Origin of the sequence: Ensifer sp. Root127 (genome assembly GCF_001425225.1) — a bacterium.
Lineage (GTDB): Bacteria > Pseudomonadota > Alphaproteobacteria > Rhizobiales > Rhizobiaceae > Ensifer > Ensifer canadensis.
This window is the reverse complement of sequence record NZ_LMDX01000001.1, coordinates 706,633-727,464: the sequence shown is the minus strand read 5'-3', so window position 1 is coordinate 727,464 and position 20,832 is coordinate 706,633. Positions and strand designations below refer to the sequence as shown.

24 protein-coding genes and 1 tRNA gene are annotated in these 20,832 nt (G+C 61.4%); 17 read left to right on the top strand and 8 right to left on the bottom strand.

Annotated elements, in window-relative coordinates:
• Positions 1–131: 131 nt before the first annotated feature.
• Entirely contained in the window at positions 132–1,262 is a 1,131-nt protein-coding gene (locus ASD03_RS03450) for an AI-2E family transporter (RefSeq protein WP_025426007.1), read from the top strand.
• 11 nt (positions 1,263–1,273) lie between these two features.
• On the opposite strand, the gene ASD03_RS03445 is transcribed toward ASD03_RS03450, so the two are convergent.
• Positions 1,274–2,071, bottom strand: coding sequence for a response regulator (locus tag ASD03_RS03445; RefSeq protein WP_025426008.1), 798 nt, complete (start codon positions 2,069–2,071; stop codon positions 1,274–1,276).
• 164 nt (positions 2,072–2,235) lie between these two features.
• Here ASD03_RS03445 and ASD03_RS03440 point away from each other — a divergent pair, with 164 nt between their 5' ends.
• Positions 2,236–2,460 (top strand): NepR family anti-sigma factor, encoded by a 225-nt coding sequence (locus ASD03_RS03440; RefSeq protein WP_025426009.1) that lies wholly within the window; start codon positions 2,236–2,238, stop codon positions 2,458–2,460.
• 123 nt (positions 2,461–2,583) lie between these two features.
• Here the strand turns inward: ASD03_RS03440 and ASD03_RS03435 are convergent, their stop codons facing one another.
• On the bottom strand, positions 2,584–2,832 hold the full coding sequence (locus tag ASD03_RS03435) for a glycine zipper domain-containing protein (RefSeq protein WP_025426010.1): 249 nt from the start codon (positions 2,830–2,832) through the stop codon (positions 2,584–2,586).
• 527 nt (positions 2,833–3,359) lie between these two features.
• On the opposite strand from ASD03_RS03435, the gene ASD03_RS03430 reads away from it, so the two are divergent.
• From ASD03_RS03430 to ASD03_RS03410, 5 genes are all read left to right on the top strand, one after another.
• Positions 3,360–3,683 carry a hypothetical protein gene (locus tag ASD03_RS03430; protein WP_025426011.1) on the top strand — a complete coding sequence of 108 codons (324 nt, stop codon included), beginning with the start codon at positions 3,360–3,362 and terminating at the stop codon, positions 3,681–3,683.
• Positions 3,684–3,741: 58 nt separating this feature from the next.
• On the top strand, positions 3,742–3,939 hold the full coding sequence (locus ASD03_RS03425; RefSeq protein ID WP_025426012.1) for a CsbD family protein: 198 nt from the start codon (positions 3,742–3,744) through the stop codon (positions 3,937–3,939).
• A gap of 639 nt (positions 3,940–4,578) precedes the next feature.
• Positions 4,579–4,743, top strand: coding sequence for a DUF1328 domain-containing protein (locus ASD03_RS37330; protein WP_025426013.1), 165 nt, complete (start codon positions 4,579–4,581; stop codon positions 4,741–4,743).
• A gap of 219 nt (positions 4,744–4,962) precedes the next feature.
• Positions 4,963–5,466: a TIGR00645 family protein gene (locus ASD03_RS03415; protein ID WP_081788838.1), complete on the top strand. Its 504-nt coding sequence runs from the start codon at positions 4,963–4,965 to the stop codon at positions 5,464–5,466.
• Positions 5,467–5,526: 60 nt separating this feature from the next.
• Positions 5,527–6,780 carry an FAD-binding oxidoreductase gene (locus ASD03_RS03410; RefSeq protein WP_025426015.1) on the top strand — a complete coding sequence of 418 codons (1,254 nt, stop codon included), beginning with the start codon at positions 5,527–5,529 and terminating at the stop codon, positions 6,778–6,780.
• A 67-nt stretch (positions 6,781–6,847) separates the two neighbouring features.
• Here ASD03_RS03410 and ASD03_RS03405 read toward each other — a convergent pair whose 3' ends face one another.
• Positions 6,848–7,621, bottom strand: a complete 774-nt coding sequence (locus ASD03_RS03405) for an SDR family NAD(P)-dependent oxidoreductase (RefSeq protein WP_051509154.1) — start codon at positions 7,619–7,621, stop codon at positions 6,848–6,850.
• A gap of 73 nt (positions 7,622–7,694) precedes the next feature.
• On the opposite strand from ASD03_RS03405, the gene ASD03_RS03400 reads away from it, so the two are divergent.
• Positions 7,695–8,315 (top strand): TetR/AcrR family transcriptional regulator, encoded by a 621-nt coding sequence (locus ASD03_RS03400; protein WP_025426017.1) that lies wholly within the window; start codon positions 7,695–7,697, stop codon positions 8,313–8,315.
• Between the two features lie 161 nt (positions 8,316–8,476).
• On the opposite strand, the gene ASD03_RS03395 is transcribed toward ASD03_RS03400, so the two are convergent.
• Positions 8,477–8,878: a hypothetical protein gene (locus ASD03_RS03395; protein WP_113567036.1), complete on the bottom strand. Its 402-nt coding sequence runs from the start codon at positions 8,876–8,878 to the stop codon at positions 8,477–8,479.
• A 254-nt stretch (positions 8,879–9,132) separates the two neighbouring features.
• Between ASD03_RS03395 and ASD03_RS03390 the strand changes: the two genes are divergently transcribed.
• The gene (locus ASD03_RS03390; RefSeq protein WP_156407900.1) at positions 9,133–10,272 is read left to right on the top strand and encodes a fumarylacetoacetate hydrolase family protein; all 1,140 of its coding nucleotides are present in this window, start codon (positions 9,133–9,135) and stop codon (positions 10,270–10,272) included.
• A 110-nt stretch (positions 10,273–10,382) separates the two neighbouring features.
• Here ASD03_RS03390 and ASD03_RS03385 read toward each other — a convergent pair whose 3' ends face one another.
• On the bottom strand, positions 10,383–10,565 hold the full coding sequence (locus ASD03_RS03385; protein WP_025426020.1) for a YegP family protein: 183 nt from the start codon (positions 10,563–10,565) through the stop codon (positions 10,383–10,385).
• A gap of 189 nt (positions 10,566–10,754) precedes the next feature.
• Between ASD03_RS03385 and ASD03_RS03380 the strand changes: the two genes are divergently transcribed.
• Positions 10,755–11,393: a class I SAM-dependent methyltransferase gene (locus ASD03_RS03380; protein WP_025426021.1), complete on the top strand. Its 639-nt coding sequence runs from the start codon at positions 10,755–10,757 to the stop codon at positions 11,391–11,393.
• A gap of 209 nt (positions 11,394–11,602) precedes the next feature.
• Here ASD03_RS03380 and ASD03_RS03375 read toward each other — a convergent pair whose 3' ends face one another.
• Entirely contained in the window at positions 11,603–12,442 is an 840-nt protein-coding gene (locus ASD03_RS03375) for a hypothetical protein (protein ID WP_025426022.1), read from the bottom strand.
• 207 nt (positions 12,443–12,649) lie between these two features.
• Positions 12,650–12,723 (bottom strand) — tRNA-Gln (locus ASD03_RS03370).
• A gap of 63 nt (positions 12,724–12,786) precedes the next feature.
• Between ASD03_RS03370 and ASD03_RS38655 the strand changes: the two genes are divergently transcribed.
• The 4 genes from ASD03_RS38655 (at position 12,787) to ASD03_RS03355 (ending at position 15,840) form a co-directional block, all read left to right on the top strand.
• Positions 12,787–13,047 carry a hypothetical protein gene (locus ASD03_RS38655; protein ID WP_128090403.1) on the top strand — a complete coding sequence of 87 codons (261 nt, stop codon included), beginning with the start codon at positions 12,787–12,789 and terminating at the stop codon, positions 13,045–13,047.
• A 5-nt stretch (positions 13,048–13,052) separates the two neighbouring features.
• A complete protein-coding gene (locus tag ASD03_RS03365) occupies positions 13,053–14,603 on the top strand; it encodes a Ppx/GppA phosphatase family protein (protein ID WP_025426023.1) in 1,551 nt (516 codons plus the stop codon).
• 112 nt (positions 14,604–14,715) lie between these two features.
• The gene (locus ASD03_RS03360) at positions 14,716–15,453 is read left to right on the top strand and encodes an RlmE family RNA methyltransferase (RefSeq protein ID WP_025426024.1); all 738 of its coding nucleotides are present in this window, start codon (positions 14,716–14,718) and stop codon (positions 15,451–15,453) included.
• A 3-nt stretch (positions 15,454–15,456) separates the two neighbouring features.
• On the top strand, positions 15,457–15,840 hold the full coding sequence (locus ASD03_RS03355; RefSeq protein ID WP_025426025.1) for a VOC family protein: 384 nt from the start codon (positions 15,457–15,459) through the stop codon (positions 15,838–15,840).
• Positions 15,841–15,844: 4 nt separating this feature from the next.
• Here the strand turns inward: ASD03_RS03355 and ASD03_RS03350 are convergent, their stop codons facing one another.
• Positions 15,845–17,254, bottom strand: coding sequence for a DHA2 family efflux MFS transporter permease subunit (locus tag ASD03_RS03350; RefSeq protein ID WP_025426026.1), 1,410 nt, complete (start codon positions 17,252–17,254; stop codon positions 15,845–15,847).
• Positions 17,255–17,434: 180 nt separating this feature from the next.
• On the opposite strand from ASD03_RS03350, the gene ASD03_RS03345 reads away from it, so the two are divergent.
• The 3 genes from ASD03_RS03345 to ASD03_RS03335 all read left to right on the top strand — a co-directional run bounded on the left by ASD03_RS03345 (position 17,435) and on the right by ASD03_RS03335 (position 20,648).
• A complete protein-coding gene (locus ASD03_RS03345) occupies positions 17,435–18,427 on the top strand; it encodes an MBL fold metallo-hydrolase (protein ID WP_025426027.1) in 993 nt (330 codons plus the stop codon).
• Positions 18,428–18,624: 197 nt separating this feature from the next.
• Positions 18,625–20,127, top strand: coding sequence for an IMP dehydrogenase (gene guaB, locus ASD03_RS03340; RefSeq protein ID WP_025426028.1), 1,503 nt, complete (start codon positions 18,625–18,627; stop codon positions 20,125–20,127).
• A gap of 104 nt (positions 20,128–20,231) precedes the next feature.
• The gene (locus ASD03_RS03335) at positions 20,232–20,648 is read left to right on the top strand and encodes an MAPEG family protein (RefSeq protein ID WP_057212481.1); all 417 of its coding nucleotides are present in this window, start codon (positions 20,232–20,234) and stop codon (positions 20,646–20,648) included.
• The last annotated feature ends 184 nt before the right edge of the window (positions 20,649–20,832 follow it).

Genomic DNA, 20,832 nt, shown 5'->3' with positions numbered 1-20,832 from the left:
CCAGTTTGGACGGAGCCGCAGACGCACTCTATCTCTTTCCTTTTACGTATTTCCTGACGGAAAACCGTTTCGCACTTTTCCTCGAAAATGCTCTAGGCGTGACGCATGACAAACAACGGCGAGGGACGGCATTGGACACATCCGGGCACACGGCTGCTTACTACAAGCTGAAGCGCATCGCCGAGGAGGAAAAGGCCTCGGTCGAGGCGGCACTTCCCGCCGAGCCGAAGCGGGACGGCATCGACCTGATGGTGGCCTGGAGCATCATCGGCCTCTTCGTGATCGCCGGCTCAGCCGCCGTCTACTCGATGGAAACGATCCTGATGCCGATCACGCTCGCCGTCGTCGTCGGCATCGTGCTCGGACGCGCGGCCGACAGCCTGGCAAAGTTCGGCCTGCCGCCGATCATGGGTGGGCTGCTGCTGGCACTGTTCTTCGTGCTTGGGCTCGCCTCGGTGGTCAGCGCCCTGCTCGGACCAATGACGGACTTGGCGCAAAAGGCACCGGCCCTGGCGGAGGGGGTCGTCGAACGTGTGTTACCCTTCATCGAGCGTTTCGAATGGCTGCGCCTGGCGGTGGCGCGAGGAACCGGCAACGGAGCCCTTGCCGACACCGTCATGAAGAACGCTGGTCCGGTTCTCGGCGTTGTCGCCGCCGGGCTGACGCCGGCCCTGGTCCAGACGCTGATTTTCCTTGCAGCACTCGGGCTCTTCCTGCTGGGTCGCCTGCATCTGCGCAGGACCATCATCCTTGCCTTCAACAGCCGGGAGCGACGTCTGAGCACGATCCGGATCATGAACGCGATCGAAACCGCACTGGCGCAGTATTTTTCGATCGCGAGCCTAATCTATCTGGCGCTCGGCGTCGTCACCATGCTCATCGCGCTGGTCGGCGGCCTGGCCATGCCACCGCTCTGGGGGTTGTTTGCCTTCGTCTCCAGCTTCATACCCTATCTCGGCGTGACCATGATGACGCTGGCCCTGCTCGTCGGCGGGCTGATGACGCACGAAGCCATCCTCCTGGCGCTGGCGCCGGCGGCCGTCTTTTTCGTCGTGCATCTGGTCATGGAAAATCTGGTGATCCCGTCGATCCTGGGCAACAGGCTCGAAGTCAACCCGTTCCTCGTCTTCGTCGCCATCATCTTCTGGACATGGATGTGGGGCGCGGTCGGCGCGATGCTGGCGCTGCCGTTGTCGCTGATCGCCATGACGATCTTCGAGGAGGTGCGCGAGCAGCAGCCGGAACGGCAGCTGCCGGCCTAAGGCGTGTGCGCTTATCCGCGTGTCGAGCGGGCGTGTTCGTCGAAGAACAGGGCCTGGCTGATCAGCGCCTTGACCATGTCCGGGTTGAACGGCTTGGTCACGAGGAAGGCGGGCTCCGGCCGCTTGCCTGTCAGCAGCCGCTCGGGGAAGGCGGTGATGAAGATCACCGGTACCGCCGCATCCTTCAGGATCTCGTTGACCGCGTCGATACCGGAGCTGCCGTCGGCCAGCTGTATGTCGGCGAGAACCATCTTCGGCGCCGTCTTGCGGTAAAGATCCAGCGCTTCCTTATGCGTGCGGGCAATGCCGGTCACGCGATGGCCGAGGCTCGTCACCATATCTTCGATATCGAGCGCAATCAGCGGCTCATCCTCGATGATCAGGACTTCGGTTGCCACCTGGCGCGAAATGTCTTCCGAGGCCACCGTCAGCAGCTTGGAAAACGCCGCCTGGCTCTGCCCCATGATCTCGGCGGCATCGGCAATCGAGAAACCTTCGACCGAAACGAGCAGAAAGGCCTGCCGTGCCGCGGGCGCGATCAGCGAAAGATTGGCGGCAGCCTGCTGTTCCCAGGCGAATGGAGAGACGTTCTCCGTCCGGTCGACGGAGACTTTCTCGAACAGCGAGCAGAACAGCTTGTAGAGGGAAATGCGGTCGTTGGAACCCTCCGGGAAAAGGCTGATGTCCTCGATCAATGCTTCCAGAATTGCAGCCACATAACCGTCTCCGGCCGCCTGCGAACCGGTCACGGCGCGGGAGTAACGGCGGAGAAAGGGAAGGTGTGGTGCAATACGGGTCGAAAGTGACATCAAGTACTTCCTTGGGTCTGATGTGATTCGCTTGTTTTCTGAGGACAATGAGCATCCTGCGAAAGACGTGAATGTTTTGAACACGTTTTTCGGCCTATGGGAAGCTGGCAACAGCGATGCGTGCTCGAGGTGTTTCGAGCGCTGTCTGGCTTAGGGGTTGTGGGATGGAGCATCCTGTGGACGAGCGTGGCGTAGGGGAAGAGGAAACGGCGAAGGCTGCGAGAGGCTCAGATCCGAACGGCTTGATCGGCTCGAAGCTGAAGGCGCTCTACCGCGCGATCGAGCAGGAGCCGGTGCCTGACCTTTTCATCGACCTTCTGCAAAAGCTGGATGACGCCGAGGCGCTTGCAGCGCCGCGCGTCAAACAGGACGCACAAACGACGCGGTAACACTTTAAACCTGCTGCAATTATGCAGTAGCCGTGCCGACGAAAAAGTTCTCCCCGAGTTGTAAGCGCAAGACATGAGAAACGGGCCGAAGCCCGCTTCCCTGGACCTCTTGACGTTTGCGCCTTAGCAGGCGGCCTCGTAGCGGCGGCCGTAGCGGTCGCGATAGATGCAACGTCCCGGCTCATTGGCATTGCCAACGAGCGCGCCGGCGACACCGCCGATGGCGGCACCGACCGCAGCACCTCTGACATTGCCCGTGGCTGCACCGCCGATGATTGCGCCGCCGGTCGCGCCGATCGCCGCGCCCTTCTCCGTTTGCGTGCATGCCGCCAAGGGGAGGATCAGGCTTGCTACGATAAGTATCTTCTTCATGACGCGTTCCTATCCGAGGTTTGCTTTGTTGAACATTGAAGGATGCATTCGGCCGAGACCGGTTGCGGGGGACTGATGACGAACAGAATGACGACAATGAGGCCGTTCGCCAAAGCGAACACGCCTTGCCGACGCCAGCCCTGACCCTGGCTTCGCGCCTATCTTAACCACCTTTGGAATGCTCGCAACGGTCGGATCCGCACCGCTCATCAATGTCTCCCTTGTGGTATCGCCACGGGTGCGGCGCTTGTTATTGCTGTGGAAACGACGATCACGCCGATTTGTTCCATTGGGCAAATTCTTCCCAGACCTGTCGTCGATCCGGGGATTTGAAGGGCCGCCAGCGGCAATTGCTCCGACGTGCGCCTGCGACCTGTTTCGCCAGCCGCAACCATCGCGCTGGGCATGAAATACCGCGTCGAGTGCTCGCTCCAGCGAAGGCATCGACGAAATTTGATTCGGCCCATGGAACTTCGCGCCGTTCATAACCGTTTGCTGTTCACGTTTTTGATGGAAGGAGCATGCGGATGGAACATATCGCTGCCATCATGGTCCTCGTCGGTTGCATGCAGGGCGACGCCGCCTGCCGTGAAGTCCCGACACCGGTCGTCGGTTTTGAGACTGTCGAGGAATTTCATGAATTGCTTTCGCCGTCGATCGAGGAGGTCGGCAAGGCGTTCAAGAGCGCCTATGGCAAATGTGCCGAAGTCGATCCCGCCCTGTTTGTCGAGGATGCGACGATAGAATGGTGGATCACGCCTTCGCGTCAGCTTGAAGTCAATGTGATCGCTGACGACGGCACCTACGCTGTTGCTGCCCGCACGGACGACAAGCCGAAGTTCCGCAACTAAAGCATCTCCAGGAAAAGTGCGAAGCGATTCTCCGTCGCCGCGCTGAAAGGATCAAAGCATGAACTGGGACATCATTCAGGGCAAATGGGCGGAGTTGAAGGGCAAGGCTCAGATCGAATGGGGCAAGCTGACCAATGACGATCTCGATGTCATCGACGGGCGGCGCAAGGAACTTGCCGGCCGTATCCAGGCCCGCTACGGCATCGCCCGCGATGAAGCCGAACGCCAGATCGACGACTGGGCTTCCCGCCACTGAGAGGCGAACCCGACCGAGCCGAAAGGCCAAAAGCAAACGCCGCCGTGGTGATCGACCGTCGCGGCGTTTGCTTTTGGTTTTTGAGCCCCCACAGCCCCGCGCGTCTTATTAGACGCGCAAGGGTCGCTGTAGCACTTTGAATTGCTGCATGTTTTTATCCTTAATCGAATAGGATTTAAGGAAACAGGCAGTAGCGGAAGAACGGCGCTGCGCAATTATCTCTTCGGTTTCGGCTCGGTCTTTTTCAGTTTTTCGAGAAGATTGTTTAAGTTCTGGCTCGGTTTGTCTGTGTTGTGCGCGTAGAGATCACGCATCGTTCTACCGATGTGAAGATTACTGTCCGGCGTTTCGGCGTTTCGGTGCGCTGTTTCAGCTGCGGACTTCCAAATATGTGACATTGGCATCTTCATGTCGAACCCGCTTCATTTCTTGAGGGAACAACGTAAGACTATCACGAAGGTTCCTGGCGAATTTCGCCTCGGCTGTGCCAAATCGAGACTGTTTTGGCGATCATGGTTAACAGATGGTTTCGAACCTCCGGGGCGGGATTGAAGATTTCATCGTTGCTTGCGTCGGTGCTGGAACAAAATAGGCGGTCATGACGTTTCATTTCCAGCGACGCATACAAGGAGATATCCTATGCTTTACTACGCTCTCGTCTTTCTGGTAGTAGCAATTATCGCAGGTGTACTTGGTTTTGGCGGTATTGCCGGTGCTTCCGCAGGTATTGCACAGATCCTGTTCTTCCTATTCCTCGCCTTCCTGGTGATCTCGCTGGTCGTGGGGCTCATGCGCAGAACCTGATCCAGGCGCTGGTAACGCATTAAACCTGCTGCATAATTATCTGCTTAAATCGATTCAGCTTTAAGGATTTATGCAGTAGGAAATCAACAAGGGACGAATGTCGAAAGACTTCGTCCCTTTCGCATGTCGCGATGCTCCGGTTACATCCCTTGCCCTCCCAGGTGTGCTTGGCTATTCATGCCGAAACGGATCTGACGCGCACCAAGGAATGCGGAACACATGAAATCGCTGGAGCTCCTCGTAGAGCGGATCATTCTGTCCAGTCGCTGGCTGCTGGTCATTTTCTATCTCGGGCTTGTTGCAGCGTTGGCGCTCTACGGCATTTCGTTCATGTACAAGTTCCTGAAGATCGCCGGCATGGTCTTCGTCTACGACGATGCCCAGATGATCCTGTCGATGCTCGGCCTGATCGATGCCGCCCTAGTGGCGAGCCTGATCGTCATGGTGATGATCTCAGGATACGAGAACTTCGTCAGCCGCTTCGACGAGGCTGATGCCGAGGTCTCCTTCCTCGGCAAGCTCGACGCCGGCAGCCTGAAGATCAAGGTCGCATCGTCGATCGTCGCGATCTCGTCCATCCATCTTCTGCAGATCTTCCTCAACACGCAGCAATATACCAGCCAGCAACTGATGTGGGCGACGATCATGCATCTCGCTTTCGTGGTTTCGGCGGTTCTGCTCGGTTATCTCGAGCAGATCATGAATGGGCTGAAGAAGAAGTAGCTTGGGCCGAGCGGCGTGCATCGCTGCTGATGGTCTTGATCGAGTAGCGGGGCACTGGACATGAAGACTGACGTAGTGGTTCTCGGCGCCGGCATCGTCGGCATATCGACCGCCATCCATCTGGCGCGGCGCGGCAAGTCGGTGGTGCTGCTTGATCGTCGCGGTGCGGGCGAAGAGACATCCTACGGCAATGCCGGCCTGATCCAGCGCGAGGGCGTGTTTCCCTACGGCTTCCCGCATGATTTCGGGGCATTGTTCCGCTACGCGCTGAACAACACCATCGACGCGCACTACCATATTCGCGCGCTGCCGGGGCTGGTGCCGTTCCTGGCGCGCTACTGGTGGCATTCCGGCTTCACCCAGCACCAGCGCATCGCCAACATGTATGCGCCGCTGATCGAAAATTCGATCGCCGAGCATGAGGATCTCATCAATGCATCCGGCGCGGGCGACCTGATCCGCAAGGACGGCTGGATGAAGGTCTTCCGCACCGAGAAGGAGCGCGACGCGGCCTACAAGGATGCCGAGAAGCTGTCGACCGGTTTCGGCGTCAATCATCAGAAACTCTCGACCAGCGAATTGAAGACCCTGGAGCCTTCGATCAGGGCCGATCTCGTCGGTGGCCTGCGTTGGAGCGACCCATGGTCGATCCGCGATCCGCACAGCCTCAACAAGGCCTATCTCACCTATTTCCAGTCGCTCGGCGGCCGGCTGGTTTCCGGGGACGCGGCGACGGTGGAACACATTCTCGAAGGTCCGGGCTGGCGGGTCGCGACCCCGGAAGGGCCGCTCGAGGCGCATGAAGTCGTCGTCGCACTTGGTCCTTGGGCCGATACGGTCACGCGCAAGCTCGGCTACCATTTCCCGGTTGCCGTCAAGCGCGGTTATCACATGCATTACGGCATGCAGGAGGGCGCCCAGCTCAACAATTGGGTACTGGATGCCGAGAAGGGCTATTTCCTGGCGCCGATGCTGCGCGGCATCCGCCTGACGACGGGGGCGGAATTTGCCTGGCGCGATGCGCCGAAGACGCCGGTTCAGCTCACCCGCGCCGAGCGTGTAGCGCGCGAGTTCTTCCCACTGGCCGAGCGCCGCGACGAAGAACCGTGGATGGGCGCTCGCCCGTGCACACCTGACATGATGCCGATCATCGGCAAGGCGCCGCGTCACCAGGGCCTGTGGTTCGCCTTCGGTCATGCCCATCACGGCATGACGCTCGGCCCGGTCACCGGCCGGGCGCTCGCCGAAGCCATGACCGGCGAGAAGACGGTGATCGACATCGCCCCCTATCGCCCGGAGCGCTTCTTCTCCTGATCGTTTATCCGATCGCCAAAAGGGGCCGGGAGCATCGCTTCCGGCCTCTTCTGCATTTGGTCGCCGGTCAGGCGTTCGTGCCGCCGTCGATGGTGAATTCGGCGCCGGTCACGCCCCGGCCTTCGGGCCCGGCAAGCCAGGCGACGAGGCTCGCCACCTCGCTCGCATCGTTGAACCGGGGGATTGCCATCAAGCCGCGTTGCGGATCCGCATGCGCGCCGTCCTGCGGATTCATGTCAGTATTGGTCGAGCCGGGATGGACGATGTTGACGGTGATGCTCTTCGGTCCGAGGTCACGCGCGACCGCCTTGGTAAAGCCGACGAGCGCCGACTTGCTGAGCGCATAGAGGCTGATGCCCGGAAAGGGAACGCGCTGCGCCAGATTGCTGCCGATCGAAATGATGCGTCCGCCTTCCGGCATATGTTTTGCCGCAGCGCTCGTGGCCAGTACCACCGCCTTCACATTGACATCGACCGTACGGTCGAAATCGTCCGCGGTCACGTCCGTAATGGCGGCTGCTTCATAAATGCCAGCATTGTTGACCAGAATGTCGATGTGGCCGTGCCGCTCGACGACCGTCTGGACGGCGGTCTCCACCGCCTTTGCATCTCGATTGTCGGCGCGTACGGCGAGCGCCTTGCCGCCCGCGCGCTCGATTTCGGCGACCAGTGCATCGGCCTTTGCCTGCGACTGCCCGTAGGTGATGGCGACAATGGCGCCCTCACTTGCCAGCCGCCTGGCGATCGCCGCACCAATGCCGCGTCCGCCGCCTGTCACCAACGCGACCTTGTTTTTCAGATTCGACACGCTCTTGCTCCGTATTTGTAGTGATCGATACATATATACGCGGCGACTTGCCTCCCGCTGTCAAGTCATTTATGTATTGATCGATACAAAAAAAGGAGTTCATGCGATGTCCAGCCGTGGCCGGCCGCGCAATTTTTCGCGTGAGGAAGCGCTGAGGAGCGCGATGGAAATCTTCTGGGACAAGGGTTTCGACAACACCTCGCTTGCCGATCTGACGCGGGTGATGGGGCTCAATCCGCCGAGCCTTTACGCTGCCTTCGGCAGCAAGGCGAAGCTTTTCCTCGAGGCCGTCGACCTCTATGGCCGGACCGATGGCGCCGGTATCTGGGAGTTTCTGGACAGCGCACCGACGGCAAAGGAGGCGGTGCACGACCTATTGCGCCGGTCGGCCGAGAATTTTACCCAATGGGCCGAGCCACGCGGCTGCATGGTGGTGCTCTCTGCCCCGCAGATGGAGGGGGTCGACCCGGCGGTGTGCAACGGTCTGAAGGCGCGCCGGCTGGAAAAGCAGGCGGCATTAGAGCAGCGTCTCGAGCGTGGCGTGGCGGAAGGTGATCTGCCCGCGGGAACGGCCTGCGACGACATCGCCGCCTATGTCACGTCGATCCAGCATGGAATGTCGATCCACGCCCGCGACGGAGCCTCGCGTCAGACCCTGATGGCAATCGCCGATTGTTGCGCGGCGGGGTGGGACGCGATGGTCAAGGCGTCATCGACGAGAGAATGACGAGATCTGCTGTCGATGACGGCCGATAAGCGTCGTCTCAATTGATCGCGGTCGCCCCAATGCGCGCGCTCTTCGGCACAACCACGTCCTGGTGCGATCAACACTCGACCTTTGCCGGAAGAACGCTCTTCCGGCAAAGGCAAGCCATTGCGACAATACCGTTACTGGGCCGGTGCCGGCTGTGTTGTCGTTCCGTTCGTTGCCGGCGGGGTCGTGCCCTGCTGCGGCGTCGTTTCCGGGGCGGTCATCGTTCCGCCGGAAGGTGCGGTGGTCGTATCGGCCGGCGGCGTGGCCGTCGTATCCGTTGCTGGCGGTGTCGCCGTCTGCCCTGATGTCGACTGGTCGGTGGTGGCCGGTGGCGTTGCCGTCTCGGTCGTATCCCGCGTCAGTTCTGCCGGGAGCCAGGCGATCAAAGCGAGCACGAGGCCGGCAAGCAGGATGATGACGAGCGGCCAGCTGCTGCGCCCGGAGCGGACCGGTGCCGGATCTGTCGGCATGGGTGTCGGCTGACCTGTCACCGGGTCGATGAGCGGCTTTTCCTTGAACTCTTCACGTTGATTCATCGCGTTCACATCCTTTCTGGGCGTCCTCCGGCCTACGGGTCTTGCCGGCCGGAACGGCCTCGGCAAAGGCAGAGGACCGGGTTGTGCGGTTGCAAACTAACGTTGCGAACCTCGCATGCTCGACTGGACGCGCTCTGCAACAGGAAACGCGCGAAAACTTGCAATGTTCCATCGGGTACAACCCACCCAAATCGCATGCGCTTTACAGCCCGCTGTTTTCGCTGCAAGAAAATCATCTCTTTGGGGGAGCGATCATGACGCTTGAGGCATACCGAAGCGGAACCTTTGTCGGGCGCGTCTGGCGATCTGATATTGACGGGCCGGCGCTCGTGACCGTCAGGGACGGCGCGATTGTCGACATCACCTCGAAAATGGCGCCCACCATGCGCGATCTGTTGGAGCTTCCCGACCCGGTTGCCCACATCCGTCAGCTCGATGGCGAACGTCTCGCGTCGGTGACCGACGTACTCACGGGGGAGGGCAAGATCTCGACCCTTCGCCTGCTTGCGCCCTGTGACCTCCAGGCCGTGAAGGCCTGTGGCGTCACCTTTGCGCGCTCGATGATCGAACGCGTCATCGAAGAGCGGGCGGCCGGCGATGCCGCCCGCGCCGAGGCGATCCGCACACGCGTCACTGCCGTCATCGGCGACAGCCTGCGAAACCTTAAGGCCGGCTCACCGGAGGCAGCCCGTGTCAAGGCCGCGCTGATCGAGGAGGGCGTCTGGTCGCAATATCTGGAAGTCGGCATCGGTCCGGATGCGGAAGTTTTTACCAAGGCACAGGTGTTGTCATCGGTCGGTTCGGGTGCCGATGTCGGCCTCCAGCCGATTTCGCGCTGGAACAATCCGGAACCGGAAATCGTGCTGGCCGTTGCCTCTGACGGCGCCGTCAAGGGCGCGGCGCTCGGCAATGACGTCAACCTGCGCGATGTCGAGGGCCGGTCCGCTCTGCTTCTCGGCAAGGCGAAGGACAATAATGCCTCCTGTGCGATCGGCCCGTTCATCCGCCTGTTCGACGAGACCTACACGGTCGATCATGTGCGCAGGGCCGAACTCGAGCTGCTGGTCGAAGGCGCCGATGGCTACCGCCTGAAGGGAATGAGCAGCATGGCGGAGATCAGTCGTGACCCGCTCGACCTCGTCGCCCAGACGATCGGGCCACACCATCAATATCCCGATGGGTTGATGCTGTTCATGGGCACGTTGTTTGCCCCGGTCGAAGACCGCGACGAGAAGGGGCAGGGCTTCACCCACAGGATCGGCGATTTGGTGACGATTTCAAATGCTGAACTTGGTAGCCTGACCAACGTGGTGCGCCTGTCGACGGATTGCCCGCCCTGGACGTTCGGCATGGCCGCGCTGATGCGCAATCTCGCCAGCCGTGGTCTGATTTAGCCGCGGCTCATCAGCCGGAAATAAGCGCCCGGATTGCGCGCTAGGCAAGTGCCCGCCTTAAAGGAAAGAGGCCCGCCGATCCTCATCGGCGGGCCTCTCATGGAATTTAGTTAAGCTTGGCTGTTGTCTTCGACAGGCGCGTTCGGTCCGTTCTTCTTGATCGAATCGATGGCGTTCTGAGCGCTTGCCTTGCTCGAATAGCCTTCGGTCGAAAACATCACTTCGCTGTTGTACTTGAAGCGAACCCGATATTCGCCAGCCTTGTCTTTGTAGATCTCGAACTTATGAGCCATGTGCCCTCCCATATGTAATCGTGAATCACGCAGGGACTAGCGTGGCAGTTGCAAGCGGCGTTGACAAGATGTCGGCGGTCTCATTCAAATCTACACGTCCGCTTCACCTGACCTTGATCCTCGTATGGACGATGGAGCAATTTCCCACACAGCGGACCGGCCCCGCACTGGAAAGGCAGAAAACCCACCATGAGCATGGAGACTGACGCCCGCTTCTGGGACCGGAGCGCGCGCAAATACGCCATGGGCAAGATTGCCGATCAAGCCGGATATGAGCGCACGCTGGAGCGAACCCGCGCCCTTTTGAGACCAAGCGACCGGGTGCTGGAAGTGGGTTGCGGGGCAGGAACAACGGCGCTCCGGCTTGCGAGCCATGTGCAAAGCTATCTTGGGACGGATATTTCCAAAGGAATGGTAGCGATTGCCGAAGAAAGGTGTGCCGCCGATCCCATCCCGGGGCTAGCCTTCCGGGTCGCAACCGTCGAGGCGCTGACGCCCGAAGAAACACAGTTCGACGTCATCATGGGGTTCAACTATCTGCATCTGGTTCGCGACTTGGCCGGCACGCTGGGCCACATTCACGCCCTGCTGGCGCCGCAGGGTCTGTTCATTTCCAAGACGCCCTGCGTCGGGGATATGAACCCGCTCATTCGGCTTGTCCTGCTGCCCGCGATGCGAGCGCTCGGGCAGGCGCCTTACGCCGGCATCTTCCGGGCGGCTGAATTGGGTCAGATCATCCATGCTGCCGGTTTCGACGTGCTTGCCACGGAAAACCACGCGACCAAGGGCAACGACAGCCGTCCCTATATCGTCGCGCGCAAGAGATGACATGTCGGGCCGCGGCTCCGGCGTTCGTGACGATCTCCACGCCGAACTTTGCGAGCCTGATCTTCGCGGTATGTCTGCCGGCAGACTGCGTCAGCCTTCGACATTCGGGCGCAGCCACGCCGAGGTCTGGGGAGAGCCGGCGCGGTGTTCGGTATGCGATTTGCCGGCACACAGCGACCCGACCGCTATTTGCGAGATAGGTCTCGTGATCAAAACGCTCGGCTGTTGTTGGACCAGACCGGTCCCAGGCGCTCTTCTTCCTTGATGCTGTTCGACCCATAGGAGAACCGGAGGCCACCGAAGATCGTGCTGCTGTCGCCCGACACCGACGAACCGAAACCGGATACCTCCTCGTCGGCGTATTTGTATCCGCCGAACAATGTGACCGGGAAGTATACCGAGCGATAGTTCGCCGTCAGCTTCAGGCTGCGGATGTCGTAGTCGATGCCGCTGTCGGTGATGCGGTCGAGAGCGCCGTCGACATCGAAGCGTACGTTGTCTGTAGCATAGAAGCGAGCGCCGAGCGCGGCCATGTAATGGTCGGCGTCGAAACCCTCCCATCCCGCCTGGCCATAACCGGCCGCACCGTGGATGGTCCATGTGTCCTGGAAATAGGCGCCCTCGATGCCGCCCATATAATCGTTGATGTGGCTGTCGAACCCTGCATCGAGACGCGCCGCCTGCACGAACACACCCGCCGCATAGAGGTTGTCTCGGTAATAACCGTGCAGGGTGCCGTTATAAGTATTCGTGTCGGCGTCCCCGATCGAGGCGCGGGCGTAGCCGAGATCCGTCTGGAGATTGAAGCCGCCGCCTGCATCGAAGTTGACGGCGCCACGCAGCGCCCATGCGTCGGCATCAATGTCGCCGGGAGAATCGACGACGCTTCCGTAGGCGCCTTCGATATATCCCGTTACGCCCAGCGATGCCTGTTCGACCGGCGCTTCATAGTAGTCGGCCGCCCCGACCAATGGCCCATCCATATCGGCGGCCGCTGCGAGCGATGCGCTCGACAAGAGAAAAACAAGAAAACCGTTCGTCCGAAACATCTGCCCACCCCCTGAAAACCCTAGCAAAGAGTAAGCAAACATCGTTAATGCAATCTCAACGCGAATTCCGTTTGCAAGGCATCTGGATGTGAGGGTGTCGAACGCGACCGTGTCTTTCGAAAGGGGCATTCTAGGCATCGGCGCAAGGCGTGCGAAAGTCACGCGTGCCGAGGTGTTTACGCTACTGAATTTGTTTGTGAAAGAGTTTGGCTGGGGAACCTGGATTCGAACCAGGACTAACGGAGTCAGAGTCCGTGGGTCTACCGTTAACCTATTCCCCAAAGCCGCCGTCGGGGCGAAGCCCGTCGGGTTGGTTGGCGGGCTTATAAACAAATCAGCGGCCGATGCAAATACCTTTTGCAAAAAAAATCGCACAGGCGGCGGCGATGGTGTGCTTGGCGGCGATGTCAACAGGCCGGCGAACCGGCAACCCCGGTCTGTCCGTTGGTGTCGGGCAGGGGAAAGCCGCGCAGCCACTTTGTTGTGCACAAGCCGTTTCTCAAAAAAAGTTTGGCGAATGGGGACTGCACTGGTACAGTCGCCCCAACGAAAAATCGAGAAAGCGCCTTGAGCGGCCGAAAGGCTTTGCGCGGCGCGATGGTTGAGACAAGTGAAAGACCCCGATCACGGCGAAAAGCCGTCCGAATCCGGGGCGTCGGCAGCAGGCCGTAGCGATGGACCCAAGATGGGTCCGCGCAACGGCAAGGGCAAGCGGAAACGGCGCAAGTCGTCTGCTTTGCCGTCTGCAATTGCCAGCCAACCCGGCGGTGCCGGCATGGCAGGGCGTCCCGCAGGACCAGACGATGCGGAACCGGCGCGCAAGCGCAAACGGCGTCGTCGTTCGAAATCCGCAAAACAGCAGGCTCAGGCCGCGCCCGCTTCCGCGGGCGGTCGCGACGTGCAGCTTGTCGACCCGGCAATGGGCGACAGGAAGGGGCACAAGCGCAACAAGAAGGCGCGGCATCGCCGTGGCATTCAGGGACGGCCGCTCACCTCGGGCGAGCGTCAGCAGCAAGCACAATCGCGCCCCAGCGAGGGCGCAACCACGTCTAGGCCCGGAGCGCCTCAGTCCGGCGGGCAGGCTGCCCCGCGGGGCGACCAGCCGCGCGCGCCGTTCGTTGCCGCCAGCGAGCCGCCGGCGCCGCTTTATGCGGCGCTGGATCTCGGTACCAACAATTGCCGTCTGCTGATTGCGCAGCCGACCCGCCCCGGCCAGTTCCGGGTGGTGGATGCCTTCTCGCGCATCGTCAGGCTGGGTGAAGGGCTGGGTGCCAGCGGCCGGTTGTCCGAGGACGCGATGGACCGCGCCGTCGAGGCGCTGAAAGTCTGCGCTACCAAACTGGGTGCGCGGATGATTCGCCGCCGCCGGCTGATCGCCACCGAAGCTGCGCGCGCCGCCGAAAACGGCGAAAGCTTCCTCGAGCGCGTGGCCAAGGAAACCGGGCTCGAGCTTGAGATCATCAACCGCGAGACCGAGGCGCGGCTTGCCGTGTCGGGCTGCTCGTCGCTGGTCGATCGCGAGACAAGGTCGGTCGTTCTCTTCGATATCGGCGGAGGCTCCTCGGAGATCGCCGTCATCCGCATCGGCGATAGCAGGTCTAATCGGCTCGCCAATCACATCACCCACTGGACCTCGCTGCCGGTCGGCGTCGTGACCCTTTCCGAACGCCATGGCGGCCAACATGTCACCCCGGCAAACTTCGAAGCCATGGTCCAGGAAGTCGAGGGCATGCTGTCGCGTTTCGACAGCCCGCCGGTCGAAGCGCTGGCAACGGGCATTGCCGGCAGCGGCTTCCACCTGATCGGCACGTCGGGCACGGTGACCACGCTTGCCGGCGTTCATCTGGATCTTCCGCGCTACGACCGCCGCCGCGTCGATGGTCTCTGGCTTTCCGATGACGAGGTGTCCGCCATGCAAGCGCGGCTGCTTTCGTGGGATTTTGATGCGCGGGCGGCAAACCCTTGCATCGGCCCCGATCGCGCCGATCTGGTGCTGGCAGGCTGCGCAATCCTCGAAGCGATCCGTCGCCGCTGGCCATCGACGCGCATGCGTGTTGCCGATCGCGGGCTGCGCGAAGGCTTGCTGACCGACATGATGGCGGATGATGGCGCCTGGCGGCGCTCGCGACCGCGCCGGCATCAGCGCAGCTCAACCACATAATTCCTTCAATCGGACAACGATTTAGGCAATTGTGCGATAACTTCTGCAGATACGGCAGGCCCGGTGCGTCCGAAGGGATGTGCGGCAGTCGCCGCCACGAAGGAAACAAGACATGACGAAACCTCCTGTTGGCGGCAACCGCAGCGGTCGAAAGCTTGGTCAGAAGGTCAAGAAGGGCAAGCTCAAGGCTTCGTCCCGCCGCTGGATCGAGCGCCATATCAACGATCCCTATGTCCAGCGCGCCCAGCTCGAAGGCTACCGGGCGCGCGCGGCCTTCAAGCTCTTGGAGATCGACGAGAAGCACAAGATCCTCAATGGCACCCGTCGCATCATCGACCTGGGTGCCGCTCCCGGCAGCTGGTCGCAGATCGCCGCCAAGGTGACCAATTCGACGGATGGCGATCCGCGTGTGGCAGCGATCGACTTCCTGGAGATGGATCCGCTGCCGGGCGTTCGCATCCTGCAGATGGACTTCCTCGACCCGCAGGCGCCTGAGAAGCTGATGGAAGCGATCGGCGGCACGCCGGATCTGGTCATCTCCGACATGGCGGCGCCGACGACGGGACACCGCCAGACGGACCATTTCCGTACCATGCATCTCTGCGAAGTCGCAGCCCATTTCGCCGTCGACGTTCTCGCAGAAGGTGGGCATTTCCTGGCAAAAACCTTCCAGGGCGGCACCGAGCGCGATCTGCTCAACATGCTCAAACAGAATTTCCGCCAGGTCATCCACATCAAGCCGGCGTCTTCGCGTGCCGAATCGGTGGAAATGTTCCTGCTCGCCAAGGGCTTCAAGGGACGCCGCGTCACCGACACGGACGAACCGATGGAAGACGAGGCTGCGGACTAAATCATGCTGCTTTATGTGACGGTCGGCACCAACGATCTCGACGGCGCGGGCGTGTTTTACGACCCGGTTCTGGCGACGCTCGGATACCGCCGTCAGCGCCAGGACGAGACCGAAATCGGCTACAGCGCCGATGGCGATATCAGGTGCCGCTTCTGGGTGGTGACACCGTTCAATGGCAAGCCTGCGACCTTTGGCAATGGAGCGACCATCGCGCTTGAAGCCGAAACGCGCGCGGCGGTCGATGCCTTCCATGCGGCAGCACTTGCCAACGGCGGCACGGACGAGGGCGCCCCCGGCCTCAGGCCGTTCCACGCGCATTTCTACGCGGCCTTCGTGCGCGACCGGGATGGCAACAAGCTGTCTGCCGTCTGCGAACGGCCGGAATAATCTTTCACTTTCCTGCCGTCGTTTCGATTTCCCGCACGGGCAGCCTGTGGCCGGAAACGGATGCGCCGGCATTCTTCGCCATTGTCAGGAACGGGATTGCCGCCAGAAGGTTGGCGATGGCGATGATCATGAAGGCAGTATGGAAGTTGTCGAGTTGCAGCGGCCCGCCGCTGAGCGAGGTCTCGATTTCGAGGATCGCGCCGGCAACGGCCACGCCGAGCGCCAGGCTGATCTGCTGCAGAACCGCGCTCATCGATGTCGCCTTGCTGGCATCCGCATCGTCGATATCGGCAAACGACAGTGCGTTGACGCTGGTGAAGAAGAACGAGCGGGCAAAACCGGCGATCAAGAGAATGGTGACCATCACCAGATAGGGCGTTGCCGGCGTGAAGAAGCCGTTGGCGAAGGTGGTGACCGCTGCAATGATGGCGGCGATGATCAGCGTCGTGCGGAAGCCGGCGAAGGCGAGCACGCGGCGCGCATAGAATTTGGTGGTGATCGCGCCGACCGCGCCGATGAAGGTGATCATCCCGGACTGGAACGGGTTGAGGCCGAAACCGACCTGCAGCATCAGCGGCATCAGGAAGGGCACCGCGCCGACGGAAATGCGGAATACCGTGCCGCCGATCTGGGCGGCGCGAAACGCGCTGTCCTGAAACAGTTTGAGGTCGAGGATCGGGTGCGGATGGCTTCGGGCATGGACGATGTAAAGCAGGGTGGCGATCACACCCGTGATGACCGAGCCGATACCGATGATCGGCGGCAGCGCCGGCAGGCTGATGACCGACAGGCCGAAGACGACGCCGGATGCGGCGATGCCGCCGAGCAGGAAGCCGACAATGTCGACCGGCGGCGGATTGCGGGGTTCCATGTGGGGCAGGTAGATGCCGGAGAGGATATAGCCGGCGATGCCGACAGGCACGTTGATCAGGAAGATCCAGTGCCAGGAGAAATAGGTGGTGATGAAGCCGCCGAGCGGCGGCCCGGCAAGCGGCCCCACCAGCGCCGGGATCGTGAGCAGCGCCATGGCCGAGACGAGCTCGCTGCGCGGTGCGCTGCGCACCAAGACGAGGCGGGCGACGGGCGTCATCATCGCACCGCCCATGCCCTGCAGGAACCGTGACAGCACGAAGGCGAGCAGGCTGTCGGAGATGGCGCAAAGGATTGAACCAGCGATGAAGACGAGGATCGCCGCGCGAAAGATCTTCTTGGCGCCGAAACGGTCGGCCATCCAGCCGCTCAAGGGGATGAAGATCGCCAGCGACACCATATAGGCGGTCAGCGCCAGCTTGAGCGTGATCGGCCCGACGCCGATGTCGCGGGCGATAGCCGGCAGCGATGTCGAAATGACGGTGGAATCCATCTGCTCCATGAAGAGCGCGACGGCTAGGATCATCGGGACGATACGGTTCATGCGAATTTGCCTTGGGCGTGGTCAGCGTCAGCTCGGCTCCAAGCTAGCGCTTGCGATGGCTTTGTCGGGACCAAACCGACGATTGTGGATCAAAAGCCTGTGATCCCGCCTGTCCGTTGCTGTCAAGACGCTAGTTCTGGCCGGGTGATGGAACCGAAGCTGCGATTTCGGGAGAAAATGATGACGAGCGACATGTCGATGAACCGCCGCACCTTGATGACGGCGGGGACAACGGGTGTATTGGCGGCACCCTCAATCATGGTGGGATCTGCCGCAGCGCAGGAAAAAGCGGACAACCGGAACATGCAATCAGCACAAACGCCCATCCGGGCTCTCAAACTCGGCGCGCTCAAGGTTGTTGTCATCAGCGACGGCACGCGCGTCTCTGCCAGGCCGCATGAGACCTACGGCACGAACCAGTCGGAACAGGCCGTATCCGAATTGCTGGCCAAGAATTTTCTTCCAACCGACGCGCTGCTCAACAGCTATTCGCCTGTTCTCGTCGATACCGGGAGCGAGGTGATCCTGTTCGACACCGGCCTGGGCGAAGCCGGACGGGAAGCGGGTTCCGGCCGCCTCATCGACGGCATCCGCGCGGCTGGCTACGCGCCCGAGCGCGTCTCCGTGGTGGTGCTGACGCATATGCACGGCGACCATATCGGCGGCCTGATGGAGGGCGGCAAGCCGGCCTTTGCCAATGCCCGTTATATCATCGGCGAGGCCGAATATGCCTTCTGGAAGGACCCGGCCCGGGTCGGCACGCCGGCCGAGGGTGGCCATAAGGGTGTGCTGGAAAAGGTCGTGCCGCTCGCCGAGAAGGCGACGTTCATCGGCGACGGCGCCGACGTGGCGCCGGGCATTTCGGCGATGGCTGCCTTCGGCCATTCCCCCGGACACATGGTGTTCCGTCTCGAATCGGACGGCAAGGCGATGATGCTGACGGCCGATACCGCCAATCATTATGTCCTGTCGCTGCAGCGGCCGGACTGGGAGGTGCGCTTCGACATGGACAAGGCAGCGGCTGCCGTCTCGCGCCGCAAGGTCTTCGACATGATTGCGAACGAAAGACTGCCCTTCATCGGCTACCACATGCCATTCCCGGCCGTCGGTTTCGTGGAAGTGCACGACCAGGGCTATCGCTTCGTGCCGGCGAGCTACCAGCTCGATATCTGAGCTTTGCGGACGGGCAAAAATGTTGCCATGCAACAACAATGGGTCGAGCCCGGGACATTTCCCGGGCTTTGCTATTTTCATCCTGACATATCCGTGTTACGAGCCCTCGCCAACTTCCAAGAAAAGCTTTGAAGTCACCCGGTGGGCAAATCGCAGCCCGTTTCCCGGGGATTTTCGTTTATTGAAGGGAATTGGCCATGGCGCGTATCATCGAAACGGCAACCGGTCTGGAGGCTCTGACCTTCGACGACGTTCTGCTCCAGCCCGGGCATTCCGAAGTCATGCCGGGACAGACGAACATCTCTACCCGCATCGCGCAGGATATCGACCTCAACCTCCCGATCCTTTCCTCGGCCATGGATACCGTGACCGAAGGACGCCTGGCGATCGCCATGGCACAGGCCGGCGGCATCGGCGTCATCCACCGCAACCTGACGCCGGTCGAGCAGGCCGAAGAGGTCCGCCAGGTCAAGAAGTTCGAAAGCGGCATGGTCGTCAATCCGGTGACGATCGGTCCCGATGGCACCCTGGCGGACGCCCTCGGCCTGATGAAGATCCATGGCATTTCCGGTATCCCGGTCGTTGAAAACGGCGGCAACGGTGGCCAGAAGCAGGGCCGTCTCGTCGGTATCCTCACCAATCGCGACGTGCGTTTCGCCTCCGATCCGAACCAGAAGATCTACGAGTTGATGACGCGTGAAAACCTCATCACCGTCAAGGAAAGCGTCGACCAGCAGGAGGCCAAGCGCCTGCTGCACATGCACCGCATCGAAAAGCTTCTGGTCGTCGACGGCGACGGCCGTTGCGTCGGCCTCATCACCGTCAAGGACATCGAGAAGTCGCAGTTGAACCCCAACGCCTCCAAGGATGCGCAGGGCCGTCTTCGCGCCGCCGCCGCCATCTCCGTCGGCGATGATGGCTTCGAGCGCGCCGAACGTCTGATCGACGCCGGCGTCGACCTTATTGTTGTCGATACCGCGCACGGCCATTCGCAGCGCGTTCTCGATGCGGTCACCCGCGTCAAGACGCTGTCGAACTCGGTTCGCATCATGGCCGGCAACGTCGCCACCGCTGATGGCACCAAGGCGTTGATCGACGCCGGTGCCGATGCGGTCAAGGTGGGTATCGGTCCGGGCTCGATCTGCACCACGCGTATCGTGGCCGGCGTCGGCGTTCCGCAGCTGGCCGCGATCATGGCTGCTGTCGAAGCCGCTCAGGCCGCGGACATTCCCGTCATCGCCGACGGCGGTATCAAGTTCTCGGGCGACCTGGCCAAGGCGATCGCCGCCGGCGCTTCCGCCGTCATGGTCGGTTCGCTGCTTGCCGGTACCGACGAAAGCCCAGGTGAAGTGTTCCTCTACCAGGGCCGCTCGTTCAAGGCCTATCGTGGCATGGGTTCCGTTGGCGCGATGGCGCGGGGCTCGGCCGACCGCTATTTCCAGGCCGAAGTGCGCGACACGCTGAAGCTCGTACCGGAAGGCATCGAAGGCCAGGTTCCCTACAAGGGCCCTGTGTCCGGCGTTCTGCATCAGCTCGCCGGCGGCCTCAAGGCGTCGATGGGTTATGTCGGCGGCGCGACGATCAAGGACTATCAGGAGCGCGCCACCTTCGTGCGCATCTCCGGCGCCGGCCTTCGGGAAAGCCATGCGCATGATGTCACCATCACCCGCGAAAGCCCGAACTATCCGGGCTCGCACTAAGAGTCCTCCCGGGGGCGCCGGCCGGCGCCCCCGTTTTTCCTGATGGGGGGTGCCATCCGGCGCCCCCGTTTTCCTGTTTGGTTGTGTCGAGTGGAGTAAGAGCGGTGACGGGCTTCGAGATCTTCCGGCCGATGGTGGCGCATGTGCTGCTCGTTTTCGTCCTCTATGCCCTGCTGTCGATCCGCCGCGTCGGTCTCGTGCGGGCCGGCAAGGTTTCGGTTTCGCAGTTTCGCGAGAACCGCGACGAGCCGGGCGAGAGCCTGGTCGTCCGCAACAGCATCGCCAACCAGTTCGAACTGCCGGTGCTTTTCCACGTCTGCTGCGTGCTTCTCTACATCACCGAGGCTGACAATATCGTCTCGCTGGCGCTCGCCTGGGTGCTCATTGCTTCGCGCTATCTGCATGCCTTCGTCCATGTCACCAGCAACCGCATCCGCTACCGCCGACCGCTGTTCATGGTCGGCGTGGCTGCACTCGGTGGGATGTGGATCTGGCTTTCCGTCTGGATGGCGATGAACTGATGGCTGCGTGTTTCCTTAAATCGCAGCCGGTTTCAGGACAAAACAGGCAGCAATTCAAAACGCTACAGCGACCTCTGCGCGTCTGGTAAGACGCGCGGCGCTTTGGGTCGGGTGCCGCTCCGGCACGACTGACACAAATCTGCGACACTTTCCGACATGAACTTCGCGCCTTGATGCGTATCAA